The 23,986-nt window shown below is 63.8% G+C and carries 20 protein-coding genes; 7 read left to right on the forward strand and 13 right to left on the reverse strand.

Translation table 11 applies throughout. The features are described 5' to 3' along the window. Positions 1-2: 2 nt before the first annotated feature. The 3 genes from AC6JA3_RS04060 to AC6JA3_RS04070 all read right to left on the reverse strand — a co-directional run bounded on the left by AC6JA3_RS04060 (position 3) and on the right by AC6JA3_RS04070 (position 1,819). Positions 3-218: a hypothetical protein gene (locus tag AC6JA3_RS04060; protein ID WP_497919906.1), complete on the reverse strand. Its 216-nt coding sequence runs from the start codon at positions 216-218 to the stop codon at positions 3-5. Beyond that, a complete protein-coding gene (locus tag AC6JA3_RS04065) occupies positions 187-1,344 on the reverse strand; it encodes a glycosyltransferase family 2 protein (RefSeq protein ID WP_026541968.1) in 1,158 nt (385 codons plus the stop codon). The genes AC6JA3_RS04060 and AC6JA3_RS04065 overlap by 32 nt, the downstream gene beginning before the upstream one ends. A gap of 304 nt (positions 1,345-1,648) precedes the next feature. Beyond that, positions 1,649-1,819 carry a hypothetical protein gene (locus AC6JA3_RS04070; protein WP_202900181.1) on the reverse strand — a complete coding sequence of 57 codons (171 nt, stop codon included), beginning with the start codon at positions 1,817-1,819 and terminating at the stop codon, positions 1,649-1,651. A 1,209-nt stretch (positions 1,820-3,028) separates the two neighbouring features. On the opposite strand from AC6JA3_RS04070, the gene AC6JA3_RS04075 reads away from it, so the two are divergent. Beyond that, positions 3,029-5,062, forward strand: a complete 2,034-nt coding sequence (locus AC6JA3_RS04075; protein WP_347782635.1) for a rhamnogalacturonan lyase — start codon at positions 3,029-3,031, stop codon at positions 5,060-5,062. A gap of 87 nt (positions 5,063-5,149) precedes the next feature. Here the strand turns inward: AC6JA3_RS04075 and AC6JA3_RS04080 are convergent, their stop codons facing one another. The 4 genes from AC6JA3_RS04080 to AC6JA3_RS04095 are packed head-to-tail and all read right to left on the reverse strand — an operon-like array spanning position 5,150 to position 8,842. Then, entirely contained in the window at positions 5,150-5,692 is a 543-nt protein-coding gene (locus AC6JA3_RS04080) for a hypothetical protein (protein ID WP_347782636.1), read from the reverse strand. A 34-nt stretch (positions 5,693-5,726) separates the two neighbouring features. Then, positions 5,727-6,959 carry a metal-dependent hydrolase family protein gene (locus tag AC6JA3_RS04085; protein ID WP_347782637.1) on the reverse strand — a complete coding sequence of 411 codons (1,233 nt, stop codon included), beginning with the start codon at positions 6,957-6,959 and terminating at the stop codon, positions 5,727-5,729. Continuing rightward, a complete protein-coding gene (locus AC6JA3_RS04090) occupies positions 6,960-7,448 on the reverse strand; it encodes a GAF domain-containing protein (RefSeq protein WP_051421620.1) in 489 nt (162 codons plus the stop codon). A 5-nt stretch (positions 7,449-7,453) separates the two neighbouring features. Next, positions 7,454-8,842, reverse strand: coding sequence for an MFS transporter (locus AC6JA3_RS04095; RefSeq protein ID WP_091552069.1), 1,389 nt, complete (start codon positions 8,840-8,842; stop codon positions 7,454-7,456). Positions 8,843-8,951: 109 nt separating this feature from the next. Between AC6JA3_RS04095 and AC6JA3_RS04100 the strand changes: the two genes are divergently transcribed. After that, positions 8,952-9,830 carry a MurR/RpiR family transcriptional regulator gene (locus AC6JA3_RS04100; protein ID WP_091552067.1) on the forward strand — a complete coding sequence of 293 codons (879 nt, stop codon included), beginning with the start codon at positions 8,952-8,954 and terminating at the stop codon, positions 9,828-9,830. Between the two features lie 257 nt (positions 9,831-10,087). On the opposite strand, the gene AC6JA3_RS04105 is transcribed toward AC6JA3_RS04100, so the two are convergent. Further along, positions 10,088-12,874, reverse strand: coding sequence for an exo-rhamnogalacturonan lyase family protein (locus tag AC6JA3_RS04105; protein WP_497919907.1), 2,787 nt, complete (start codon positions 12,872-12,874; stop codon positions 10,088-10,090). Positions 12,875-13,022: 148 nt separating this feature from the next. On the opposite strand from AC6JA3_RS04105, the gene AC6JA3_RS04110 reads away from it, so the two are divergent. The 3 genes from AC6JA3_RS04110 (at position 13,023) to AC6JA3_RS04120 (ending at position 14,554) form a co-directional block, all read left to right on the forward strand. After that, on the forward strand, positions 13,023-13,388 hold the full coding sequence (locus tag AC6JA3_RS04110) for an ArsR/SmtB family transcription factor (protein WP_347782639.1): 366 nt from the start codon (positions 13,023-13,025) through the stop codon (positions 13,386-13,388). After that, a complete protein-coding gene (locus AC6JA3_RS04115; protein ID WP_026546932.1) occupies positions 13,385-13,873 on the forward strand; it encodes an SRPBCC family protein in 489 nt (162 codons plus the stop codon). The genes AC6JA3_RS04110 and AC6JA3_RS04115 overlap by 4 nt, the downstream gene beginning before the upstream one ends. A 102-nt stretch (positions 13,874-13,975) precedes the next feature. Beyond that, positions 13,976-14,554 carry an adenylate kinase gene (locus tag AC6JA3_RS04120; RefSeq protein ID WP_347782640.1) on the forward strand — a complete coding sequence of 193 codons (579 nt, stop codon included), beginning with the start codon at positions 13,976-13,978 and terminating at the stop codon, positions 14,552-14,554. 15 nt (positions 14,555-14,569) lie between these two features. Here the strand turns inward: AC6JA3_RS04120 and AC6JA3_RS04125 are convergent, their stop codons facing one another. Genes AC6JA3_RS04125 through AC6JA3_RS04135 form a run of 3 tightly spaced genes read right to left on the reverse strand, consistent with a single transcriptional unit; the run spans position 14,570 to position 17,768 of the window. Further along, a complete protein-coding gene (locus tag AC6JA3_RS04125) occupies positions 14,570-15,337 on the reverse strand; it encodes a glycosyltransferase family 2 protein (protein WP_347782641.1) in 768 nt (255 codons plus the stop codon). After that, positions 15,334-16,692 carry a PIG-L family deacetylase gene (locus tag AC6JA3_RS04130; RefSeq protein ID WP_347782642.1) on the reverse strand — a complete coding sequence of 453 codons (1,359 nt, stop codon included), beginning with the start codon at positions 16,690-16,692 and terminating at the stop codon, positions 15,334-15,336. Before AC6JA3_RS04130 ends, AC6JA3_RS04125 begins: the two co-directional genes overlap by 4 nt. Next, complete coding sequence (locus AC6JA3_RS04135) at positions 16,686-17,768, reverse strand: acyl-CoA dehydrogenase family protein (RefSeq protein ID WP_347782643.1); 1,083 nt, start codon at positions 17,766-17,768, stop codon at positions 16,686-16,688. The genes AC6JA3_RS04130 and AC6JA3_RS04135 overlap by 7 nt, the downstream gene beginning before the upstream one ends. Before the next feature lie 227 nt (positions 17,769-17,995). On the opposite strand from AC6JA3_RS04135, the gene AC6JA3_RS04140 reads away from it, so the two are divergent. Further along, entirely contained in the window at positions 17,996-20,293 is a 2,298-nt protein-coding gene (locus tag AC6JA3_RS04140; protein ID WP_347782644.1) for a SulP family inorganic anion transporter, read from the forward strand. A 239-nt stretch (positions 20,294-20,532) separates the two neighbouring features. Next, positions 20,533-21,129 (forward strand): DnaJ family domain-containing protein, encoded by a 597-nt coding sequence (locus tag AC6JA3_RS04145; protein WP_026541956.1) that lies wholly within the window; start codon positions 20,533-20,535, stop codon positions 21,127-21,129. 80 nt (positions 21,130-21,209) lie between these two features. Here the strand turns inward: AC6JA3_RS04145 and AC6JA3_RS04150 are convergent, their stop codons facing one another. Next, the gene (locus AC6JA3_RS04150) at positions 21,210-22,532 is read right to left on the reverse strand and encodes an ammonium transporter (RefSeq protein WP_347782645.1); all 1,323 of its coding nucleotides are present in this window, start codon (positions 22,530-22,532) and stop codon (positions 21,210-21,212) included. Between the two features lie 174 nt (positions 22,533-22,706). Next, a complete protein-coding gene (locus tag AC6JA3_RS04155; RefSeq protein ID WP_431768456.1) occupies positions 22,707-23,948 on the reverse strand; it encodes an MFS transporter in 1,242 nt (413 codons plus the stop codon). Positions 23,949-23,986: the final 38 nt, after the last annotated feature.

Raw genomic sequence — 23,986 nt, forward strand, 5'->3', positions numbered from 1 at the left:
GGTTAGTTCTTCTGCGCCTTGACGGGGACGATCCTCTTGACGGCGAGGCCGAGTGCCAGCATGGCGAAGGCAGCCAGTGCGAACCAGAAGAGGTCTCCTGCTCCGGTCATTGCGAGGGCTCCTGAGCCCATACCGGCTGCGGTGGCTCCTGCGAGGGGGGCTGCTGGGTTGTTGTACATGAGTCGTTTACCAAACTTTCTTTCTGTTGAGTGCTGCATCCAGGTACGCCTTGGCGTGAACAGCCTGGAGGAAGATATCGATGACGGTTTCGTACATGGTTGCGGCCAGCAACATGTACCTCCAACCCCGGAAGCGCAGGGTTACTATGCGCTCCAGGACGAAGATTGCAGTAACAGCTATCCAGAAGGGGTGCAGGTTCAGGCCCATTCCGGTGGTCAAAGCGAAGATGATGGAGCCGAAGTAGGCCAGCGTCACCACGACGCCGATCATGGACAGGAACTGTCGTCCCCAGTAGGGCCTGGTGATTTTTGTCCACCCGTACTGGACGCAGTTCTCAACAGCACCGCGCTTCCAGCGAAGCCGCTGTGCCCAGAGTTCACGCCAGGTGGGCATGACCTCCGTGACCAGCGTGCAATTCGAGGGTGACGCGATCCGGTAGCCGAGGGTCAAGAGTGCGAAGGAGAGCTCGTTGTCCTCAGTCAGCACCGAGGTATCGTAAACGCCGCCCTTGCCATTGCCGGGAGGAAGCGTGCCCTCCAGTCGGGCTGAAACCACGTCACGGAGTGTCTTGACCCGGAACAGTGCTGCCGTTCCGGTAACTACCAGGCACTTTCCGTGAAGGCGCTTCACATCGCGGGCGTAGCGGGCGTATTCGTTGCGCTGCAGGTGACCCACGAAACCACCACCGGGACCGCCGCTGAATACTCCGCCCACTGCGCCGAGGAGTTCGTCGGTCAACAGGTTCTTGGTGGCATTCTCGATGAAATTGAGGGCCAGTTGTGAGTCCGCATCCTGCACCAGGAACAAGTCCTCGGGGTCGGCGTAGGGAAGCAGCTCACTGAGGGCGAAGTTCAGGGCTCCGGCCTTCTTGTCCTTGTTGCCAACAGTCCGCATGACCTCGACGCCCTGGGCAAGCGCGAGAGTCTCGGTGTCGTCGGTGCAGTTGTCCGCCACCACGATGATGCGGTCCGGGCGGCGGGTCTGGTTGTTCAACGAGGTGAGGGTCTCGGTGATGCCGGCGGATTCGTTGTGGGCAGGAACCAGAACGGTGACTACGCCTCCGGCTGCACGGCGGGAGCCGCGGGGTGCGGTGGCCGTTGCCAGTGAGTCTGTGCCGGACGTTTGTTCAGCGAGTTCCCTGACTTCCGTGATTTCCGCGAGCATTGTGATCCCTCCGTTCGTGCGTTGAAGCGTTGACTCACTTAGAGTTCCAACGCCAACGCAAGATCCGCACAGGGAAAGCGTCAAGGAAATATCAAGTTTTGCTCAGGACTTGAGGAATGCCGTCACGAACGGCTCCAAAGGGGTACTAATGCCCAATTTCCGGCCGCTCTGCGGCTATCGACCCACCAACTTGCCTCACATCCCGGGGAAGGCGGTGGCCATTGCCTCAAGGCAGCAGCCTTTAACGCAAGAGGACGACGCCGGTAAGTTCCGGCGTCGTCCTCTTGCGTTGCGTGTGAGCTGCTTAGCGCGCGAGGCTCACAGTGAAGGTCTTCGGTCCGCTGAGGGTCACTTCGATTCCGCAGTTTTCTGCAGCTGCACGGTGTGAGAGGGACTGGATGGCGGCGTCGATGGTGTGGTCGATGGCCGACTTGTCCCAGATCTTCAGCGTGATGGAGTCAGTATGTGTCGTCATTGTCAGTACTTTCACTCAGGCCGTTAACAGCCCCAAGCCTCTTCGCCCGGGGCCGCATCCTCGTCGGTGAGGATTGCTGATTCAGCTTGTATGGGAACGAATTCCCTCATTCATGGTTCATGCTGCCCACCATGGTTGACAAGCGAATCCAGCCAAGTGTGACCGATTACACGTTGCTGGTTACGCTGTGTAACCCGTGCTGACGGTTCCGGGTACGCCCAGTGCTTCCGCGTTCAAGCGCTCTCTCACGTCCCCCATGTTTGGGCCGAACGCTCTTCCACGTCCCCCGGGTTTTGGGGGTGTCCATCTCTCACGTCCCCCGGGCCTGGGCCTAAGGTTCTTCCACATCCCCCGCGCCTGAGCCAAACGCTCTTCCACATCCCCGGGGTTGGGGTTTGAATCTGGGGGATGTGATTGGGGGTTGGAGTTCACCCCAGGGGATGTGATTGGGGGTTGGGGTTGGAACCTGGGGGATGTGATTGGGGGTTGGGTTGGAACCTGGGGGATGTGATTGGGGGTTGGGTTGGAACCTGGGGGATGTGATTGGGGGTTGGGTTGGAGCCTGGGGGATGTGATTGGGGGTTGGGTTGGAGCCTGGGGGATGTGATTGGGGGTGGGGTTGGAGCCTGGGGGATGTGATTGGGCGTTGGAGCTCAACCCAGGGGATGTGATTGGGGGTTGGAGTTCACCCCAGGGGATGTGATTGGGGGTTGGAGTTCACCCCAGGGGATGTGATTGGGGGTTGGGTTTGAGCCTGGGGGATGTGATTGGGGGTTGGGGTTTGAACCTGGGGGATGTGATTGGGGGTGGGGTTTGAACCTAGGGGATGTGATTGGGGGTGGGGTTTGAACCTAGGGGATGTGATTGGGCGTTGGGGTTCGAACCTAGGGGATGTGATTGGGCGTTGGAGCTCAACCCAGGGGATCTGATTGGGGGTTGCGGCTGGAGGAGCCTCGTCATAAGAGCCCCTGCCCCGGGGACAAAACCCGATCACACTTGTGAACAATAAACACCGAAATCTCACAGTCATTTCTTGTCAAACCCTTGACGGTGCCGTGGAACCGCTGGTAAACCTTGTGTGCGGAAAGCGTTTTCTGAGCTACGCCCCCCACCCCCTTATCCCGAATAAGTGGATCGGGCCGAAGTTGTGAAACGTTCCAACAATGAGCGCGCAGACCCACTGCCGCCTCGCATCAAAGGAGATGTTCTTTGGCCTACCCCTCGAAATGTTCCTACGGCACTCCTAGTGGTCGTGCATGGAAAGCAGTCCCGCTTGCGGCCTCGGCTTCCCTCGCTGCCGCCGCCATTGCACTGACGGGCGTCCCGCTCGCGCAAGCAGCCCCCACCCAACCCGCGCAGGCAGCGCAAGCCAACCTTCCCGGCGTCGTGCCTGCCGCGAAGGACCCGGCAACGCTCAAGCGCCAAGTGGAAAACCTCGACCGCGCACCGGTGGCCGTCCTGACTGACCAAGGCGTCACAGTCAGTTGGCGCATGCTCGGCCTGGACAAAGACAGCGTGGGCTTCCAGGTCCTGCGCGACGGCGTCAACATCACTCCCGAACCCGTCCGGAACGCGACCATGTTCCTGGACGCCGCCGGCACCGCAAACTCCAGCTACGTCATCAAGACGGTGGGTAATGGCCAAGGCCAGGACAAGCTCACCGAACCTGTGAAGCCGCTGGCGCAAAATTACCTGGCCATCAAGCTGGACAAGCCGGCAGATGGTGTCACGCCCGACGGCAAGCCCTATACCTACTCGGCCAACGATGCCACCGTGGCGGACCTCGACGGCGACGGCAAGTACGAGGTCATCCAGACGTGGTCGCCGTCCAATGCCAAGGACAACTCCCAATCCGGCTATACGGGCAACGTCTACGTAGATGCCTACAAGCTGGACGGCACCAAGCTGTGGCGCATCGATCTTGGGCGGAACATCCGCGCCGGCGCGCACTACACCCAGGTCCTGGCTTACGACTTCGACGGCGACGGCAAGGCCGAGGTTTCGCTCAAGACCGCCGACGGCACCAAGGACGCGGCGGGTACGGTGATTGGAAACCCCGACGCCGACTTCCGCAACACCGCTGGATACGTCCTGTCCGGTCCCGAATTCCTCACCGTCTTCAAGGGTGAGAGCGGCACCATCATGGACACCGTGGCCTACGAGCCCGAGCGCGGAGCGGTCACCGGTTGGGGCGACAACTACGGCAACCGGGTGGACCGCTTCCTGGCTGGCGTGGCCTACCTGGATGGCGAGCATCCGTCCATGATGTTCAGCCGCGGCTACTACACCCGTACAGTGCTGGTCACCTACGACCTCGTCAACGGCAAGCTGGTGAAGCGCTGGACCTTCGATTCGAACCAGGCCGGTGACGAATATAAAGGGCAGGGAAACCACAACCTCTCCGTGGCCGACGTCGACCAGGACGGCAAGGACGAGTTCGTCTTCGGTTCAATGACCATTGATGACAACGGCCAGCCGCTCTACAACACCAAGCTCGGCCACGGCGATGCCATCCACACCAGTGACCTGGATCCGTCGCGGCCCGGACTGGAAACCTTTGCCGTCCACGAAAGCATGGGCCAGAGCGGCAATCGCGGTGCAACATTCCGCGACGCCGCCACCGGCGAGGTGCTGTGGAGCATCCCGGCCATCAAGGACACCGGTCGTGGCGCAGCAGGGGACATCGATCCCCGGTACGCAGGGGCTGAAGGGTGGGCCATTGGCGGTTCTGCGGCATGGGATTCCCCTGTTGGCCAGCTGATGTCTGCAAAGGGCGAGCTGATTGCCGAGAAGATCCCGGCCGCCAACTTCCTGGCGTGGTGGGACGGTGACCTGCTCCGCGAAATCGTGGACCACGATTACGACGCCAGTGTGTCGCGGGGCGTGCCTACTATCTCCAAATGGAACTGGGAAACGGAAACCAGTGATCGGCTCCTGACCGCCGACGGCGCCCGCAGCAACAACACCACCAAGGGCAACCCGTCCATCCAGGCCGACATCCTGGGTGACTGGCGTGAAGAGATCGCGTGGCCATCAACGGACAGCACCGAGCTGCGGATCTACACCACCACGGCTCCCACCGAGGTGCGCTTGCGGACTCTGATGCACGACACCGTGTACCGGACGGCTGTTGCCCGCGAGAACGTGGCGTACAACCAGCCGCCACACCCGAGCTTCTTCATCGGTGAGGGTATGCAGGCTCCGGCGATTCCCGCCGTCGTCTATACCGGCACTGCCAAGTAAGCCCGGATGAAGAGCAACGCGGGGTCACTTAAGGCCCGTTACGGCGCCCGGAGGGGACCACAAGTGACCCCGCGTTGCTCTTGAAGGTCAGCGTTGGCCGGGGAGCCCGCCGCTCTGGGGCGGGATGAAGCCGAGCCCCGGGCCGTGGTCGTCATCATTGCGCTCCGCGGCGCTGCGGGTGTCGCTTTCCGCGGTTCCGTCCGAGTCCCCGTCCACGTCGGCCAAACCGTTCGTCTGGTCAAAGGGGTGGGTGATCGGGTCGACCTCCGGCGCCTCCCGGGAGGCCTCGACCGCTGGAGCGGCGCCGGGCGCCGCACCGGGCTCCGAAGCGGCCCGCTCCCGGGCGGCCTCGGCCGCCGGAGTCGCGCCGGCCGGAGCCGCGCCGGCCGGAGCCGCACCGGACTCCGACTCCGGCTCCTGGTTCTCGATGTACTCCCTGAACTTTTTCAATTCCGACTCAGCCTGCCTCTCAACAACATGGAGTTTGCCGCCCAGGTCCAGGATGCGTTGAAGCGCGTCCGCTGCCTGTAGGCCGCACTGATCGCAGCGATGACCAGTACTTGGCAACTTCCGTGGCCATGCTGCCCTCCTCGGCTCAATAATGATCAGTACCCTTACATTATTGACCATGGTGGAGGGTTAATACAGGCCCGGCAAGAGCGAATCAGTTGATGATCCGGCCATTCTGGACCAGGTATTCCAAGTGCTCGGAGATGTCGGCCAGCACGGCGATGTCCGCCACCGGATCGGCGTCCAGGACCAGCATGTCAGCATCGGCTCCCGGTGCAATCACACCGATTTCCCCTTCGCGCTCCAGCAGCTCTGCCGCCGTCGTGGTTGCCGAACGGATGGCGTCGATCGCCGGCTGCACCTTCCCCAGCAGCCTGAATTGCTCGTTCTGGTGGCGGTGCATGCCACCCAGGAGGTCCGAGCCGAACGCCATTTTGACGCCGGCTTCGTGCGCGCGCTCAATCGCTTCAAGGCCGCTGGTGAGGACGGAATCCACTTTGGCCCACATTTCCTCGGTGAGCCCGAACTCTTTGCCCTCTTCCTTCAGCGCCCAATACGTGACCAGGGTGGGAACCAGGAAGGCGTCCATTTCCAGGAACAGGTTGAGGCTTTGTTCATCCAGGAGGTTGCCGTGTTCGATCGAGCGGACGCCGGCTTCCAACGCGCGGTTGATGGCTTTGGCGGTGTAGGCGTGCGCGGCGACGTACCGGTTGGCGGCCTGGGCTTCTTCCACCGCGGCCCGCATCTCTTCCATGGAGTACTGGGTGGAATCGATGCGGTCCGTGGGGGAGGAGACGCCGCCGGACGCCATGATCTTGATGTGGTGGGCACCCTTGCGGATCTCGTCCCGGGCGGCGGCGCGAACAGCGTCAACGCCGTCGGCCACCCGGCCAATGCCGCAGCAGCCCCGGCCGTTGGGATCGTGGTCTTCACCGGGCAGGCGCATGTCGCCGTGGCCGCCGGTCTGGCTCAGGGCGTGGCCGCAGAAGTGGATCTTCGGCCCCTCCAGCAATCCCTCCTCCTGCGCCATCGCCAGCCCGAAGTCGGCGCCGGACAAGTCGCGGACCGTGGTGAAACCGCGACGCAGCATCGCCCCCATGATTTTGGCGGTCTGGGCGTAAACGTAGGACGGCGGCGTATAGGTCAGCGACCGGAAGTCGGCGCTGGAGGCGACCACATGGACGTGGGCATCGATCAGGCCTGGGATCACGAACTTGCCGGTGCCATCGATGACCCGCGCACCGGCAGGTGCCTCGGCGTTCGGTTCGACGCTGCTGATCTTCCCGTCAACGCTGACGACGTCGGCAGTTGAGTAGCTGCCGGCCGCAACGTCCAGGACGCTTGCGTTGCGGATGATCAGGGGAGTGCTTTCTGGGGCGGTGCTCATTTAGATGGTGTCCTTCGCGGGGGCTTCGGGGACTTCTGGGATTTCCGTGGGATGGGCTTCAAAAGCCTGGACGAGTTGGGCAAGGTTGGAGTTAACCACGTCGACGGCGGTTTCCACACTGTGTTGGGTGTATTTGCCTTCGGCGTCGAGGAGCGCGAGGACGCCCACTACGTTCTCCTGCTGGTCGAGGACCGGCACGTTGATCACGGCGCCGCAGCCGAGTTGCTGGATGAGTCCGGAGTCGGAGAAGACGTTCCGGAGCGCTTCCAGGTCCGGGGCGAGGAAAGGCTTCTTGTCTTCGATGACCGTTCCCAGCCAGCCGGGGGAGATCTCCACTGTTTTCTCACCTCCCACCGGGTACTCGGCCGGGTGGCTGGTGTAGAGCCGCTTGAGGCTGGAGCGTTGCGGAATCCACTGCAGGACTGTGAAGAGGACAACTCCGGGGTCCTGTTCCATGGCGTGGAAGGTCTGCTCGAAAACGGAGGTCATGGCGTTCACTTGCTTCCTGCCGCTGCGGGATCGTGTTCGGTGCGGGCGTTGATGTCCTCCAGGGACTTCCCTGCCGTGGAGGCGCCGAAGATCACTACGCCCAGGACGCCGATGGTCAGCACCACGGTGGTCATGGTGAACACTCCGCCGAAGCCAAGGGATGCGGCGAAGATGCCGATGATGGAGGGCGCAAGGATGCTGCCGATGCGGCCCACTGCGCTGGCCAGGCCGACGCCGGTGGCGCGCATCCACGTGGGGAAGAGCTCGGGGGTGTAGGCGTAGACGCCGGCGTAGGTGCCGTTGAGGAAGAAGGACAAGGTTGCCGCGGCGACCAGGATCATGCCGGAATCGTTGGACTGGCTCAGCCAGAAGGCGCTGATGGCCGATCCTGCCAGGTACAGGGCGATGGTGTTCTTCCGGTCGATCCGGTCGCACAGCCAGGCCGCTGAGAAATAGCCGGGGATTTGTGCCAAGTAGATGAGGATGGAGAACTCGAAGCTCTTGGTGATGGTGATTCCGCGGCCCACCAGCAGGGTGGGGATCCAGGAGAAGAAGCCGTAGTAGGAGAACGTGATCACGAACCAGATCAGCCAGATCACTGCTGTCCGGCGTCGCATGGCCTTGGACCACATGAACTTCAGGGCGTTCCAGATGTTGATCTTCTGTTCGTGCTTGACGATCTCTTCTTCCGCGGCGGGCAAGGGCTCCAGCGGCTTTCCGGTGGCTTTGATGACGCTTTGCTCAAAGCGGTCTACGACTTCGGTTGCTTCGGCCACGCGGCCGCGGCTGATGAGGTAGCGGGGGGATTCAGGCAGGCTGCGGCGCCACCATAGGAGAAGGAGGATGGGGATTGCGGTGAGGACCTGGGCCCAGCGCCAGCCGTCTTCGCCCAGGGGAACAACGAACCGGCCGATCAGTGCGGCGGCCACAAAGCCGAAGGAGAAGAAGCCGGCCAGGGTTCCAATGAACCATCCGCGGCGCTTTGGGGGAATGAATTCGGAGAGGAACGGCGCGATGATGACACTCTCGGCGCCTGCACCCAGTCCCGCAAAGATCCGTGCAATCAGGAAGATCTCGAAATTCGGGGCCATGGCTGCCACCACGGACATGAGGCAGTAAAAAGCCAGCGCCCACAACATGACCTTTTTCCGGCCGAAGCGGTCACCGAGCCAGCCGGCCAGGATTGCGCCGAAGAAGAAGCCGAACGGGGCGGCCGACCCTACCAGGCCCAGGCTGGCGGTGCTGAGACCCCAAAGTTCCTGGATGCGTGGGAGGAGGAAGGCCACAACGGCGCCGTCCATTCCGTCGAAGGAGTAGCCGAGGCCTCCAATGAGGAGAAGCTTGTAGTGTGGTCGACTGAGAGCCAGACGATCAAGGCGTGCTGTGAGAGACATTGGGGATTCCTGCCAAAGTGGGCCAAGTTGTACATTTTTAGGAATATGCACGGATCTGTGCAGAAGCGATGTATCGAAGTTACGGCCAAAGTGTGAGGTAGGTCAATAGGTGGAAGAAGATTTCGACTCGTCAACGTTGACCGAGTGGCTGGACAGCCGTGTCCAGGGACGCAAGCTCGCGGCACGCCAGATGCAGGTCATCGGCATCCTCCGCTCGCAGCCCCGGCTGGCCTCCTACGGCTCCGTCAGTGACATCGCCGCAGTGGCTGCCTCCAATGCCTCAACGGTCACAAGAACCGCGCAAACACTGGGCTTCAAGGGGTGGGCGGACTTCCAGTACGAACTCAGGTCCCGTTTCCTGGCATCCCTCAGCGCCGTGGAAGTCGCGGCGGAACACAACGGCCACCTGAGCAGTCCTGCACAGGCGGCAGTGTCCACGGACAGGGCAAACCTGGCTCATTTTGAGCGCACTTTGGACGCCGGAACACTGCACAACATTGCGAAGGCGATCGCCGGTGCGCGGCAAACCTTCATTGTGGCCGCGGGAAGTTACGCCATCCCCGGCAAGGCGCTGGAGCACAACGCGATCATTGCCGGCTACAACGTCAGGCTCCTGGATGCCGACGTCGCAGCCCTCACCAATGCCATTGCACGACTCGGTGCAGAAGACCTGGTGATCGCCATCAGCCTGTGGAGGGTTTACGACAGCACCATGCGCGCCGTGGAAATCGCCCACAATCTCGGCACGCCCATCGCATCGATCACCGACAGCGCGGGCTCACCGGTCGCAGTGCACGCCGATCACAGGATTGTGGTGCCCACCGAGGGCGCCGGCTTCTTCCCGTCCCTGACAGGTGCGGTGACCGCGGTCCAGGCGATCGCCGTCGAGCTTGCCTCCCTGGACCGCGAACGCTCCAACCAGAACATCGCCGCTTCGGAGCGGACCTGGGATCAGATGCGCATCATGCACCCGCGCTCAACTTCCTAGGGCCGTGTCTTCCTGACCCTCTTTGGGTCCACCGGGACCAAAAAACAACCCCTTCGGGTTACTTTGCGGCCGCGGCGGCGCCAAAGAAGGTGGGGAAGCAACAGAAATTACGACGCCGGGATCTCCTGCGGCGCATGGGCCGCCGTCGGCTGGTGCTGACCCGCCGCCGGGGGGGTACAGAAATTACGACGCCGGGACCTCCTGGGGTGGATGGGCCGCCGCCGGCTGGTGGTGTCCCGCCGCTGGAGGTACGGAGATTACGACGCCGGGACCTCCTGCGGTGCATCGGCCGCCCCAGGCTGATGGTCACCCGCCGGGAGGTGGTCACCGACCAGGGCCAGGTTCTGGATGACGGCCAAGCCGAACTGGGCGGTGTCGTTCGTGGAAACTGTAGGTGCCTCATCCACGGGCTGGAGTACGTAAGGCGGCAGGATCTTCTTCAGCGTGAAGGCCTCGGCATGGTTGAGGTTCTCCCCGCCCTCGGCAAAGCTCTCCCATGCCAACTCCGCCAGTTCCGGAGACCCCAACCGGGCCGCCGCATAGGCCGTCAGCCGACTGTGAGCCTGGGTGAGGTAGATACCGGCCAAGGGCTGGCCCACCTCCGCGATCTGCTCCTCCGGGGTGGCAAGGAACAGCCGGCAGTACTGCATCCAGGCCTCCTCGAAATCCTTGTCTGGCACCAGGCTGATCAGTTCGCTGCAGATTTCCACCAAACCGAACACGGCACTCAGGTGCGAGACGCTGATGGCTTCCCTGCCGGCGTCGAACCTTCCCGCATCCAGGTCGTAGAGCGCTTCACCGGTCAGGAAGCCGTACTTCAGGGCGCCGATGTCGGCCATGGTTCCCAGCAGCCGATCGCGGGAGCGCGGGTTGCCGGTCCGTTCCCAATCGGTGAGCCAGGTGGCGGCAAGCGAGCCCCAGTCCGTGCCGAGTCCCACGCCCAAGGCGCCACGGTCCGGGCGGTAGGTATCGGCGTCGGGCCTGACTTTCCGGACGGGATCCAGTCCGAGGAAATTCTGGTCGCTGTCCACGAGTTCGGTGAGGAGATCGCCCGTGCGCTCATCCGCGGTCAGGTAGTAGTGGAAGCGCCGGTAGGCGGGGGTGCTGATGCGCAACTGCTTGGCGCTGCAGCCCCAGTGCTGGACGTTGTGCCGTGACCCCAGGCCGCGCCAGGGCCCGAGGTGGTAGACGTCCACCTCACCGGTGTGGCGGGTCATGGCCTCGGCGTAGCGGAAAACGTCCCCGCGGCCCGTCCGGAGGTACATGTACCAGAGCCAAAGATCGGGGGAGAGCTCGGAGTTGTCCCAGGCGTAACCGCCAACGTCGTAGCGCCACACGTGCCTGTCGGTGTCATAGGTGTGCATGACGTCGCCGTAGTTCCAGAACCCGTACCAGCGGCGCTGCTCGGTCTGGCCCTGGTAGAAGTCGAACAGGAAGTCCAACTTGTCTTCCAGCTCTGCCCGGGCGGGGGTGCTGCGGTCCACGGGAGCCCAATCGCCGAACACGCCTGCTGCGTGCAGGTATCCGGGCGAGGGCTGCAGCATTGGCGGAACGGATGCCGCCTTGGCGTCCGCGGCGAGTGACTCCGTGCTGGGCGTTGCGTCGTAGGCGAAGAGCGTCAGCTCGTGCGTCCGGGCGATGCCCGTGGCGTTGCCGAAGCCTGGCTCATAGTCCTCATATGTGATTTCAAGGCCTTCAAGCTGGTCCTCGAACGTGTCCTGGCCCAGGCCGTCGTGATAGAAGCGAAGGTCCATCGGCTGGGCTTCGGGGGAGTAGAGCCATGCGGTCATCTTTGCTTCCGCGGTGGCTGCCCCGCGGATATCCAACTGTCCCGGATGCGATTGCCAGAAGTCGCGGATGCCAACGCCGAAGCCGCCGCGGACATCGCTCAGGGAGCAGAAGCCGGCCGCCCGGGTGCCGCCGGAAACCCCGACCCAGCCGTGGCCTGGGGCCGTCCGTTTACGCAGATCAAAACCGTCTGCGGTCAGCTGCGTGAGGGTGTAGTCGGTCCAACTCGGGATGAGGTGGAGTCGTTTCGAAACCAGCGGACTCCATTCACTCAACGGGGGAGTGGGCCGGCCGGCGATCTGTGCCGCGCGTACTTCCTCGCCCGGATCCCGGCGCAGGCCAGTCAATCCCCGGACAGCCTCCACCAGGAAGCCGCCGTCGGCCCCAGCAATCCTGATGTGCCGGTCATGCAGTTCGCTCTCGAGCGGCACAGTGAACTCGACGCCCAGCCCCGCCAGGAAATCCTGTTCGGCGTCGCCGTCCCAGATGAACGAGTGCATCATCCTGACGCTGCGGGCGCCTGCGTAGAAGTAGAAACGAACGGTGAAGGGGAGCCATTCTTTGCCGCCGTCATCGGCGCAGTGCCGGCCCTCGACCCGGACCACGGCGCGGACCGGGCCGCGCTGTTCCACGGTGACCTGTGTGGTGTGGCCGGTGAAGCCCGTGCGGGTGGTGGTGCCTGTTCCCTCCGCCGGCCCGGACTGCAGCAGGCTCACAAGGCGGCCGTCCTTGGCCACTACGTTGCCATCGCGGCGGAGTTCGGTGAACAGGGTGTCGCTATTGCTGGTGATGACCATGTCCAGGGTGCCAGTGGAGACCGTGACGGAGCCTCCCTCTTCGGTGACGGTCACCGTGCCATTAGCGGAGCCTTCGGAGCCGGAGCCTTCGGAGCCGGAGCCCTCCGCGACTCGGCGTTCGGAATTCGCGTGAACGGAACTTGGGCCTTCCGTATCCGGACGCTCGACGGCAGCTGCCAGACCGGCGTCGTGCGTTTCAGTTGGGAAGCTCACCTGATAGGCGCCGGCGGGTTGATCCGTGGCTCCGATGGCAATGCCGGCCCACTTGAGGGATCCGTCGGGCCAGGTGGCGAGAGGCCATGTTTGGGCGCTGATGGTGCTGCCGCTGGAGTCGTGGACCCTGAGGACACCTGCGTCCTGCACTGTGCCGCGTTGGAACGGCACGCCCCACGTCGTGCCGCCGCTGAGTGCGGCGGGCGGTTCGCCATCGATCCACGTGATCGGGGCGTGCTGAGTCATGGTAAATCCACCTAAGAGTCTGGGAAAACGCTTTCTTTGAGACGTTTCAACAACTTACCCGTGCTGCGGCACAGTCGCAAGGGGTGGCCGGGCGGTGATCAGGTGAACCCCTTGACCCACCCCGAATGCCGGCGTATCGTACAACCAAATGGTTGTAGATCAGCTCAGTAGAAATCCCTCCGGAGACGTCGAACTCGATCGCCTGTTCCAGGCCCTGGCCGACGCCACCCGCAGGGACATCGTGGCCCGGGTGACGGCAGGGGAGTACTCGGTCTCAGGGTTGGCTGCGCTGTACGCCATGAGTTTCGCGGCCGTCCAGAAGCATGTTGCGGTCCTGGAACGGGCCTCCCTGGTGACCAAGGAGAAACGTGGGAGGGAGCAGATTGTGCGGGGAAACCATGATGGACTGCAAAAAGCCCGGCACCTGTTGGACCAATTCGAAATGATCTGGCGGCAGCGGGCCAGCCGGATCGCGGACATACTCGCTGAAGATAATGAAAGGGATCTGCCATGACTGTTGTCAGCGTAAACAAGGATGCTGAGGCCCTGAGCTTCACCATCGTGGCCGAGTTCGACGCCGATGTGAAGCGTGTGTGGAGGATCTGGGAAGACCCGCGGCAGCTGGAACGCTGGTGGGGGCCGCCTACCTGGCCGGCCACGTTTGAAACCCACGAGTTCACCGCCGGGGGCAAGGCCGCCTACTACATGACCGGGCCGGACGGAACCAAAGCCCACGGTTGGTGGAAGTTCACGGCCATCAACGCCCCGGACCACCTGGAATTCGACGACGGCTTCGCCGACGAGCACGGCGAGCCGGTAGATGACCTCGGCATCACGCACGCCACGGTGAAGCTCGAGCCCCTGGACAACCGCACGCGCATGACCATCACCTCCCGCTTCGACTCCGAGGAGCAGATGCAGAAGATGGCCGAGATGGGCATGGAAGAAGGAATGCGCGAGGCAATCGAGCAGATCGATGCGCTGCTGGGCGCCAACTAGCCACTGAACCAAAAGCAAAAAGAAGCCGACGACGGCGGGTGCCTCCCGTCGTCGTCGGCGTATTGTTTAAGTCCCGGCCGCCTCTCGAAACGGACCAGTGACATGGCGCGACTGATCATCATGGGCCCTCCAGGTTCCGGCAAAGGCACCCAAGCCGAACACATCGCGCGGCACTTCGGGATCCCGGCAATTTCAACCGGGGACCTGTTCCGCGAGCACGTTCGGAACAAGACAGGGCTGGGGGCCGAGGCCAGCGGGTACATGGACCAGGGTGAGTTCGTGCCCGACCATGTCACCACGGCCATGCTGCGCCAACGGCTTGACGACGGGGACGTTGACGCCGGTTTCCTCCTGGACGGCTACCCGCGGAATGTTCTCCAGATCGGCGCCTTGGACGAAATACTCGCTGCGCAGGGCCGGGGCTTGGAAGTGGTGCTCGCCTTGGCCGCCCCGGACGAGGAATTAGTGGCGCGAATGCTTCGACGGGCCCAGGAGCAAGGCCGCGCCGATGACACGGAATCGGTGATCCAGCGGCGGCTTGAGCTCTACCGGGACGAAACGCACCCTGTTCTGACCGCCTACTCGCAGCGCGGAATCCTGGTAAACGTCGAGGGGGCGGGTGATCGGGAGACGATTACTGCGGCCGCGATCGCAGCGGTGGAGGGGATTTTGGGCGGTTAGCCATTCGTCCTGTGGTCAGCCCCTGGCTGCGGCAGGAAGTTCGGCGCCCAAGCCGCGGAGGTAGGCCGCGAAGCCTTGCGGTGCCCGGGCTTCGGTCCTGCCCGAGGTCACCACCCGGATGCTGTCCGTGGACGTTACCGTGAAACCGTGGCGGCGAAGACGCTCCACTAATCCACGATCCTCGTGGGAACGAACCAAAGGAAATCCGCCCGCCGCGAGGTAGGCCGAAGCCCTGATGCCCAGATTGGCTCCGTAAATGTGGGAGTGGTCCTCGCGGAACGGGTGCAGCGCCAGCCAGCGTCCCAGCACCGCGGGGTCCACATCGGCAGGGTCCGGTTCCACCGAGCCCAGGACGGCGTCGGCGCCGTTGTTGGCAAGATCGACCTGCCGTACCAGCCAATGACGGGGGACTGTGGAATCGGCATCGGTATTCGCGAGCCAAACGGTTTCGGGTCCTGCTCCGGTTTCAGTCCCGGGGTGTTGGAGGCCGTCCAGGGCAGTCCGCACGCCATAATCGCGGCTGGCCCCTGCGCTGCGCAGCTTCACGGTGACATTGCGGAAACGGGGATCGCCGGCGCTGAAGGCAGTGCAGATCTCCTTGGAGTTGTCCGTGCAGTTATCCAGGACCACCGTGACTGAAACGCCCACCCCGGGGTGCTCCACTTCAAGAGTGTCCAGTGCACTGCGCAACCCGCTGAGCGCCCGGCCCAGACGCTGTTCCTCGTCATGGGCGGGCATCACAACGGCCACGTTCCTGATGCCTGCCGGCGGTGCTTCGGTCATGTCGAGCTGTCCGGCGCCACCAGGACTTCCACCATGAAATCCTTCTCCTGGTAGAGCCCATGGGTGGGCCAGCGGAGCTGGGTGCGGGTCAGGGCGTGCACGGATTCCGCGTCGAGCTCCCAGCCTGAGATCGGGTGCCGCCAATGACACAAAAGCAGTGTTCCGCCGGGCGTAGTTGAGGCCTGAATTCTTGTTAGCAGTTCGCTGAGCTCTTCCCGGGACAAGTAATAACCCGTCTCGGACAGAACCACCAGATCGAATGTGCCATCAGGCCATTCATGCGGCATGGTGAGGTGCTTGACCTCCGCTGACGGGTAGTTCGCGAGGCGCTCCGCTGCCTGGGCCAAGGCTGCGCTGCTGGCGTCCACTCCCAGGAAATTCCGGCAGCGTTGCGCCAGTTCCTCACTGAGGGTGCCAATCGAACAGCCGAGCTCCAGACCGGACTCGTAGCTCTCCTGTGGCAGGGCCGCCATGGTGAGGGCCCTCTTCCGGCGCTCATACCAGCTGGTGGTGTAGCTCCACGGGTCCGTGTCCCGGGTGTGGACCTCATCAAAGATCCGCTCAGCGTCCGCGGCGCTGTTGTTCCCCGCCGTGGAAGGATGCCAGGCGAACGTTTCCCACGGCCTGGTGAAGTGCTCCAGGAAGGTCGCGGACAGCAGCGTCTCGTCGCCTGCCTTTTCGGAGAGCGGCCCGGTCTGTGAGGCGTGGGCGTGCATGGCGGTCGCTTTGGCGTGTTGTTCTGCCGGGCCCAGGGGCAGGCGTACCCATTCCTTCCACGCAGAGTCTTCAGTTCCTGCCCACAACCAGTACCAAATGGGGTACTCCAACAGGCCGAAGCCGCGTTGTGTTGCTACTCCGGCGGCTACGCTGCCCAGGGTGTCGTGGTCCGTATGGCCGTCGGACCGGTAGGGACCCACGATCACCACGTTCTGGGGTGAATGCCCCGCGGTGCTCTCCGCAACCGCTGCGGCGATCCGATCAGCAGAGGCGGCCAGTTTCCCGTCAGGGAATTCCAAATACCGCCACGTCGCCCCCGGCACCAGCCCGGACATCGCTGTGCCGAACTCGGCGAGCCTGACAGCGGCAAGCTGTTCCGGCGTCGTGGTTGGCGAATCCGGGTGCGAGGCCTCGCCTGCGGTGCACAGGATGATCTCTACTGCCGCGCCGGCCGCCTGCAGTTTGGCCAGGAGGCCACCGGCCCCGAGTGATTCGTCGTCCGGATGCGCAGCCAGCACTATGAACTTCATAGCCGCCAGCTCGGCTGTGTCCAGTGGGAGTTCAGGGAGCGCAGCCACGCCCGAAGCCGCCCAGTCCTGTTCCGGCGTGCCCACGTCGGCGTGCGTGAAAGCTACCATCCACAGTCCCCTTTCAAGGTCAGGGCGCCCAGCTGGGCATCGTCCCGCATGGCGTGGTGCTGCCTGATGTACAGCGACAGGTCCGCCATCCGTTTGCCGTACGCCTCGTTGAATGCCAACGGAGCCGGCCCGAGGTTTTGAGTCACTACCGTTTGGACGCGCTCGACGGCGGCCGCAACAGTGCCGCGGACACGGAGCGCTTGGCTCCAGGCGCTGGGGGAGTTGCTGTTGTGGCCGTCTGGAGTTTCCGGCTCGCCGGTGTCTATCCGCTCGGCGGTTTGGGCGAGGTACCCGGTGACGGATGTGAGGATTCGGTCCACCTCACCCAGGGAGGCGAGGGCCACCTGGTCCGGTTCCCTGCCGTTGTCCGCGCCCTTCGCCAGCGCGGTCCTGAAGTCCCGCGCCACAGCCACGGCTCCGCCAAGCCAGCATGCAGCAACTCCCATGCCACCCCAAGCGAAACCGGGACGGGCGAAGTACCACCCTTCACCGCCGACAGGGGTTGCGGGGACTTGGTCGAAGTGGACGGTGCCACTGGGGATTTCCTGCAGCCCTCGGCTGGTCCACAGCGGTGTTTCGCAGGAAACCCCGGGGTTTTTCAAGTCCACGGCAAAGGCGGCCCGACTGTTGTGCCCGGTGTGGGCTGTGATCACTGCACCATCCAGTTCTGCGGCCAGGGAACACCACGGCTTGGACCCGTTGAGGACGTAGTTTCCGGCGTCGTCGCGCTTTGCCTCGAGCTTCAGGCCGGGGCCTTCGGCGGCGAAGACTCCCCAAGCGCCCTCGGGTGTGGCGGGGTGGGCGGCTTGGGCGAGGATGGCAAGGGCATCCAGGTGTGGCTCAAGCACCCTCCCGGCGGCCACATCCACTGCGGTCACAGACGCGAGCAACTCCCAGAGCTTGGCGGTGTTGCCTTCGCCGGGCTTCGGGGCTGTGTGGCCGATCTCCTTGGCCAATGCCAACAACGCCGGAACGTCACCCACCGCGGCCTGGACCTGTTCCAGCATGGGTTCGAGCGCCTGCAGTTGAACGGGTTCGGAACTGATGCGTACAGGCCTGGCTTCGGGTTGACTCATGGAGCCAAGCCTAAACTAAGGGGCCTTAGGTTATGGGTGCGCCAAGCAAAAGAACGACGGCGACCCGCGAACGCCCCAACGCGCTCCACCCCGATAAAAGTTCCTCTGGGTCCCAAGATGAAGCGCATCTTCACAGCTTTTGTCATGCTTGTCACATCTTGTTGTCATTAACCGTGACAGTTTCCGTAGCTTGGAGGGGTCAGCATTCCCGAGCTCAAGGACCACCCATGCCACAGCCCAACGATTCCGCTACCGTTCCCACCGACTCGCACAGCCCGCCGGGTACCAACCCGGGCAAGGGAACAGCCAAGCCCAGCTTCCTCAGCAACCTCGGCGCGGACCTTCCCGCGTCCCTCGTAGTTTTCCTCGTAGCACTCCCGTTGTCGCTGGGCATCGCCGCCGCCTCCGGAGCCCCTGTCATGGCCGGTCTCATCGCCGCAGCCGTGGGCGGCATCGTCGCAGGCAGCCTGGGCGGCTCCCCACTGCAGGTGAGCGGCCCCGCCGCCGGGCTGACCGTCGTCGTCGCCGGTCTTGTGGACGAATTCGGCTGGGCGGTGACCTGCGCCATCACAGTGGGTGCCGGCGTCGTGCAGTTACTGATGGGTGTCAGCCGTATTGGCCGGGCCGCGTTGGCAGTGTCGCCCGTGGTGGTCAAAGCGATGCTCGCCGGCATCGGCATCACCATCATCCTGCAGCAAGCCCACGTGTTGCTCGGCGGGCAGGCCGCAGGGTCCGCGATGGAGAACCTGACAGCCCTTCCCGCGGCCATCACCAATGTGGAGCTCCACTCGGCGTTGCTTGGCCTTGCCGTGGTGGCCATCCTGATGGCCTGGAAATACTTGCCTGCGGCGGTGCGGAAAATTCCCGGGCCGTTGGCCGCCGTCGTCGCCGTGACCGCCTTGGCCGTTGCAGTGGCACCAAACGTTGAGCGCATCAGCTTCAGCGGCTCCATCTTCGATGCCATCGCACTACCAAGCCTGCCGGACGGCAATTGGCGGGCCGCGTCCATGGCCGTCATCACGGTGGCGCTGATCGCGAGCATCGAATCTCTCCTGTCCGCGGTGGCCGTCGACAAAATGCACGGCAGTTCCCGCACCAACCTCAACCGCGAGCTCGTAGGCCAAGGTTCCGCCAACGTTGTCTCGGGCATGCTCGGTGGCCTGCCGGTGACCGGCGTGATTGTCCGCAGCGCCACCAATGTTGAAGCCGGCGCCAAGAGCCGCTCATCTGCCATCCTGCACGGTGTCTGGGTCCTGGTGTTCTCTGCCCTGTTCGCCGGACTCATCCAACTCATTCCGTTGTCCGTCTTGGCCGGCCTGCTGCTGGTCATTGGCGCGAAGCTCGTCAAGGTCGCCGACATCCGCACGAGCCTGCGCACCGGTGAGCTCCTTGTCTACAGCGTCACCCTCATCTGCGTGGTGGTCCTGAACCTGCTCGAAGGCGTCATGATCGGCCTGGCCCTGGCCGCCCTGTGTGTGCTGTGGCGGGTGCTCCGGGCACAGATCCACGCCCACGCACCCGCAGGTTCCGGCCTGCCGTGGCGCGTGACCATCGCCGGCTCGTGCAGTTTCTTCGCGCTGCCCCGGCTCAACCGCGTCCTGCACTCCGTGCCCGCCGGCCAGGACGCCGTGGTGGAACTGAACGCCGACTACCTCGACCACGCCTTCCGTGAAGCACTTGTGGCCTGGCAGAAACAGCACCGCAACACCGGCGCCTCCGTGGTCCTTGAAGAACACGGAACCACTGCTTTCACCGATGCCGAGGACAACACTCCCCAGCGGCAGGACCTGCGCGAATTCCCCCTGCCGCCGCGCACGTCCTGGTTGCCTTCCGCTGAAAAAACAACAGCAGACGACGACGGCGGGCAGCCGCCGCTGCGGTCCATCCTCCTGGGCATCGACAAATACCATCGCCGGCACGCAGACAAGGTCCGTCCACTGGTCCAAGACCTGACGGAAAGCCAGAATCCGGACACCTTGTTCGTGGCGTGCGTCGACTCCAGGGTCAACCCCAACCTGATCACCAGCAGCGGGCCGGGGGATCTGCTCACGCTCCGCAACATCGGCAACGTGGTGTGCAGTGACGGCCGGGACGCCTCCATCGATTCCGCGTTGTCCTTTGCGGTCAAGGCGTTGTCCGTGGATTCAGTTGTTATTTGCGGCCATTCCAACTGCGGTGCCATGAAGGCCGTCATAGCTGACGCTGAGGGTTCAGCGGCTGCCCTGGGCGCCGGTTTTGATCAGTGGTTGGAGCACGCGCGGCCCAGCTACTCGGCTTTGCTCGCCGGCCATCCCGTCGCCCGCGCAGCCGAGGTCGAGGGGTACAGCCGGCTGGACCAACTGAGCATGGTGAACATCGCCATGCAGCTCCGCAAGCTGGAGGACCACCCCGTCACCGGTCCGGCGTTGGGTTCAGGCCAGGTCCAGGCCACTGGGTTGTTCTACGACATCTGCACGGCCCGCGTTGTGCTGGTGACGGCGGAGGGCATTGAACAGCTGGATCCGGGCATGGCTGTGCGCGCCTGATTCCGGCTGAGGCTCCACCGGCTGTGCCTCCTCTGGCGGTGCCTGATTCCCGCCGTACCTCCACCACCTGCATTGGCCTCCGACCGGCCCCCGCCACGCCCCATTTACGGCGTGGCGGGGGCCGTGGCGGTTTCAAAGTGGGTGGTGGGGGTACCTCCTTAAACCAAGCCGACGTGCGGAATACTGGAATGAGGATGTCCGGCAGGCGAGGGGCTGCCGTGTGAGGAGGTGGCGGGAAAATGAACGCCGGGAACAACGCCTTCAGGCGCAAGCTTGAGCGCGGCGCGGAACTGCGGGCCGTGCGGTCCTGGGGCGGCAACGCGGAAGAAGACGCCGAGCTCGAAGCCGCCGACGCCGAGGAACGCGAGAAGCGCCGGAAAGTAGACGACGCCGCAAGGGTTGAGTACCTCATCCGCGACGCCATGAGCCAGGGCAAGTTCGACAACCTCAAGTACGCCGGCAAACCAATCCCCGGACTGGGGGAGCATTATGACCCCGACTGGTGGGTCAAAGGCCTCATCCAGCGCGAACGCCTGAGCGGGATCGGACCACCCGCCATCCTGCTCCGCATCGAGGACGGCGAACTCGAGGCCAAACTGGATCAGCAATACACGGACAAGCAGGTCCGCGACATCCTCGAGGACTTCAACAAACGCGTCATCGAAGCCCGGCGGCAACTCCAGGGCGGCCCGCCAGTGATCACCAAGCTCCGCGACGTGGACGCCGAGGTTCAAAAGTGGCGGGAGCGCAGGGCAGCTGCAGCCCCGCCTGAGCCTGAGCCGGAGCCCCAGGGCAAACGGACGTGGTGGCAGCGCCTCTGGAACGGCTCCGGCTAACCCAACCGGGGCGAGCACAAAACAGTAGCCGACGGCGGGACTCACGTTCCGCCGTCGGCTGCTGTTTGTTGAGCGTGCCGTCAGGCGAAGCTGTCTTCCTTGGCCCCCGGAGCTGGAACGGGCTTCCCCCCGATGAGGGCCGAGAGGTGCGCCTGCTGCTGGCGGAAGTGGCCGTGGGCGGTGAGGCCGAACTCGTAGGCGGACTCGGCGTGCTGGGTGAGGTCCACGCCGGTGACTTCGTGCTCAAGGGGAACCCGGAATCCAATGGCCTTGTGAATCATCCGGCCGATGACCAGCGTTCCGATACCGGAGAGGGCGATGGTGACCAGGACCGCCACGGTCTGTGCGATGAGCTGCTGCGGACCGCCGTCGTAGAGGAGCCCGCCGCCGACGCCGTCCACCGGCAGGGCGAGGAAGCCCAGGGAAAGGGTGCCGATGACGCCTGCGCCGAAGTGGACGCCCACCACGTCAAGGGAGTCGTCGAAGCCGAACTTGTACTTCAGGTCGACGAATACTGCACACGCGGCACCGGCTACGAGGCCCAGTGCCAGGGCAGCGAGCGGGCTGATGTTGGCGCAGGACGGGGTGATCGCCACCAGGCCGGCCACCACACCGGACGCTGCACCCAAGGATGTGGGGTGACCGTGGCGGACCTTTTCCACAACAAGCCAGCTCAGCATTGCCGCAGCAGGTGTGACCAGGGTGTTGATCCAGATGAGGCCGGCCTGCTCCGCTGTGGTGGCGGCACCGCCGTTGAATCCGAACCAGCCGAACCAGAGGATGGCTGCGCCGATCATGATGAACGGGACGTTGTGTGGGCGGTGGTTGGGGTCTTTGGCGAATCCGTGACGCTTTCCCACGATCAATGCGAGGACAAAAGCGGCGGTTCCGGAACTGACCTCAACCACTGCGCCACCGGCAAAGTCGATGACCTGGCCGAAAATCCGGGTAAGGGCGCCGTCTGCGCTCATGAGGCCACCGCCCCAGATCATGTAAGCCAGCGGGCAGTAGACAACCGTGACCCAGATCGGGACGAACAAGGCCCAGGCGCTGAACTTGGCGCGGTCGGCAATTGCGCCGCTGATGAGGGCCACGGTGATGATGGCGAAGGTGGCAGCGAAACCTGCCTTGATGAGGTCCGGCGAGCCGATCAGGTCCTGCAGGCCGAAGTGCGCGAAAGGGTTGCCGAACAAGCCGAGGAAGCCGTCGCCGGTGGTCATCGAGTAGCCCCACAGGACCCACACCACGCCAACGATGCCAGCCGAGATGAAGCTCATCATGATCATGTTCAGTGCAGCCTTGGCGCGGGTCATGCCACCGTAGAACAGGCCGAGGCCTGGGGTCATGAACAGCACCATTGCCGCCGACAACATCATCCAGACGTGTTGCGCAGAGATTTCCACCTGCGTTCCCTTCTCATTGAGCCTGTCCGAAACGGGGCCGTTGTTTCCGGCCCACATCAACCCCCCGATCAATATTCGGTGAGCTATGTTTCCGACTCAGAAGAGCTAAGTTGCAGGTAAGTTACAGAAATCGTCCGTTCGTGAAGATCACGTCACTGGCGTGTTTCGAAAATGTTAACGGCGCTTCTCCCGACCCCCGGCAGGGTAGCCGCCGCGACGACTCGCAACGATGATCACCAGGGCAATCGCGGTTGGCACTGCGGCAGCCAGGGGTACCAGCTGTGCGCCCACAGTGGTCAGGGCGAATGCCCCGTAGACGGCGCCCACGGCGATACCCAGCTGGATGGTCACCACGGTGAGGCCGTTGGCAGCATCCTTGTGCTCGCCGCCGGCACGGAGAATCGCAGCCTGGTTGTAGATGCCCACCGCGCCGAACGCGATGCCCCAGAGCGTCATCAGTCCAAACGCGCCCACCCACGTGCCGCCCAGCGCCGGCAGCAGGGCGAATGCAACAACCAAGAGTCCGACGGCGGCAATCACCGAGGTGCGCGGCCGGGAGTCCGCTGTCATGCCGGCAATCCAGATACCCACCAAACTGGCAATTCCCACCACGGAAAGGGACAGGCTGGTAGCCGATTCGGGAAGCCCCGAGGCCAGGAGGAACGGAGCAACATAGGTGAAGAGGGTGAAGTGCGCCAGCAGCAGGAGCGGCCAGGCAATGGCGATCGCAACCACGCCGGGGAGTTTCATGGCCGCACGGAGGGACGGGGTCTTTTGGCTGGCCTGGTCATGGGCGCCGGGGAGCAGCCACAAGGCCAACAATGCCAGCAGGACACCCACCCCGGCCAGGACCAGGAAGGAGGTCCGCCAGCTCATGAGGGAACCCATCAGGGTTCCAATGGGAGCACCGACGGCCAGCGCGATGCTGTTGCCGCTGAAGACCACGGCCATGGATTTACCCACGGAGTGTGCGGGGACAATGCGGGCTACATATGGTGCCATGCTGGACCACAACATGCCATGGGCGATGCCGCCAAGGAGCCTGGCGCCAATGGCCCATCCCAGGGTGGGGCTCAGGGCGAGGAGGACATTGCTCAGCGCAAATGCCAGCACCGTGGCAATGAGGAGGGTCTTCCGCGGCAACCTGCCTGCCAGGAACCGGGACAACGGGAGTGCCGTGAAGACGATGATGGCCGCATAAACCGCGGTCAAGGAACCCACGGCCGACTCGTCCACACCCAGGTCACGGCTGATTTGGGGGAGCAGGCCGGAGGGCAGGAGTTCAGTGGTCACCGCGGTGAACCCGGCCGCGGCGAGGACCAGAAGCCCACCCCAGGGGATCTTCTTCGGTTGCTGCGTTTCAGCAGTCGACGCCTTGGCTGATGGCGTTCCGACGATCACGGGGTCCTGCGTCAAGAGATGGCTCCTCGGGGGATGGTTATTTCATGGGGTTC

The sequence above is a fragment of the Arthrobacter sp. TmtSoilC79 genome, from assembly GCF_059739405.1.

Coding starts and splice junctions, on each gene's coding strand:
- AC6JA3_RS04060 (WP_497919906.1), bottom strand. CDS start 218: ATGCAGCACTCAACAGAAAGAAAGTTTGGTAAACGACTCATGTACAAC.
- AC6JA3_RS04065 (WP_026541968.1), bottom strand. CDS start 1,344: ATGCTCGCGGAAATCACGGAAGTCAGGGAACTCGCTGAACAAACGTCC.
- AC6JA3_RS04070 (WP_202900181.1), bottom strand. CDS start 1,819: ATGACGACACATACTGACTCCATCACGCTGAAGATCTGGGACAAGTCG.
- AC6JA3_RS04080 (WP_347782636.1), bottom strand. CDS start 5,692: ATGGTCAATAATGTAAGGGTACTGATCATTATTGAGCCGAGGAGGGCA.
- AC6JA3_RS04085 (WP_347782637.1), bottom strand. CDS start 6,959: ATGAGCACCGCCCCAGAAAGCACTCCCCTGATCATCCGCAACGCAAGC.
- AC6JA3_RS04090 (WP_051421620.1), bottom strand. CDS start 7,448: ATGACCTCCGTTTTCGAGCAGACCTTCCACGCCATGGAACAGGACCCC.
- AC6JA3_RS04095 (WP_091552069.1), bottom strand. CDS start 8,842: ATGTCTCTCACAGCACGCCTTGATCGTCTGGCTCTCAGTCGACCACAC.
- AC6JA3_RS04105 (WP_497919907.1), bottom strand. CDS start 12,874: ATGACTCAGCACGCCCCGATCACGTGGATCGATGGCGAACCGCCCGCC.
- AC6JA3_RS04110 (WP_347782639.1), top strand. CDS start 13,023: ATGGTTGTAGATCAGCTCAGTAGAAATCCCTCCGGAGACGTCGAACTC.
- AC6JA3_RS04115 (WP_026546932.1), top strand. CDS start 13,385: ATGACTGTTGTCAGCGTAAACAAGGATGCTGAGGCCCTGAGCTTCACC.
- AC6JA3_RS04120 (WP_347782640.1), top strand. CDS start 13,976: ATGGCGCGACTGATCATCATGGGCCCTCCAGGTTCCGGCAAAGGCACC.
- AC6JA3_RS04125 (WP_347782641.1), bottom strand. CDS start 15,337: ATGACCGAAGCACCGCCGGCAGGCATCAGGAACGTGGCCGTTGTGATG.
- AC6JA3_RS04130 (WP_347782642.1), bottom strand. CDS start 16,692: ATGGTAGCTTTCACGCACGCCGACGTGGGCACGCCGGAACAGGACTGG.
- AC6JA3_RS04135 (WP_347782643.1), bottom strand. CDS start 17,768: ATGAGTCAACCCGAAGCCAGGCCTGTACGCATCAGTTCCGAACCCGTT.
- AC6JA3_RS04140 (WP_347782644.1), top strand. CDS start 17,996: ATGCCACAGCCCAACGATTCCGCTACCGTTCCCACCGACTCGCACAGC.
- AC6JA3_RS04145 (WP_026541956.1), top strand. CDS start 20,533: ATGAACGCCGGGAACAACGCCTTCAGGCGCAAGCTTGAGCGCGGCGCG.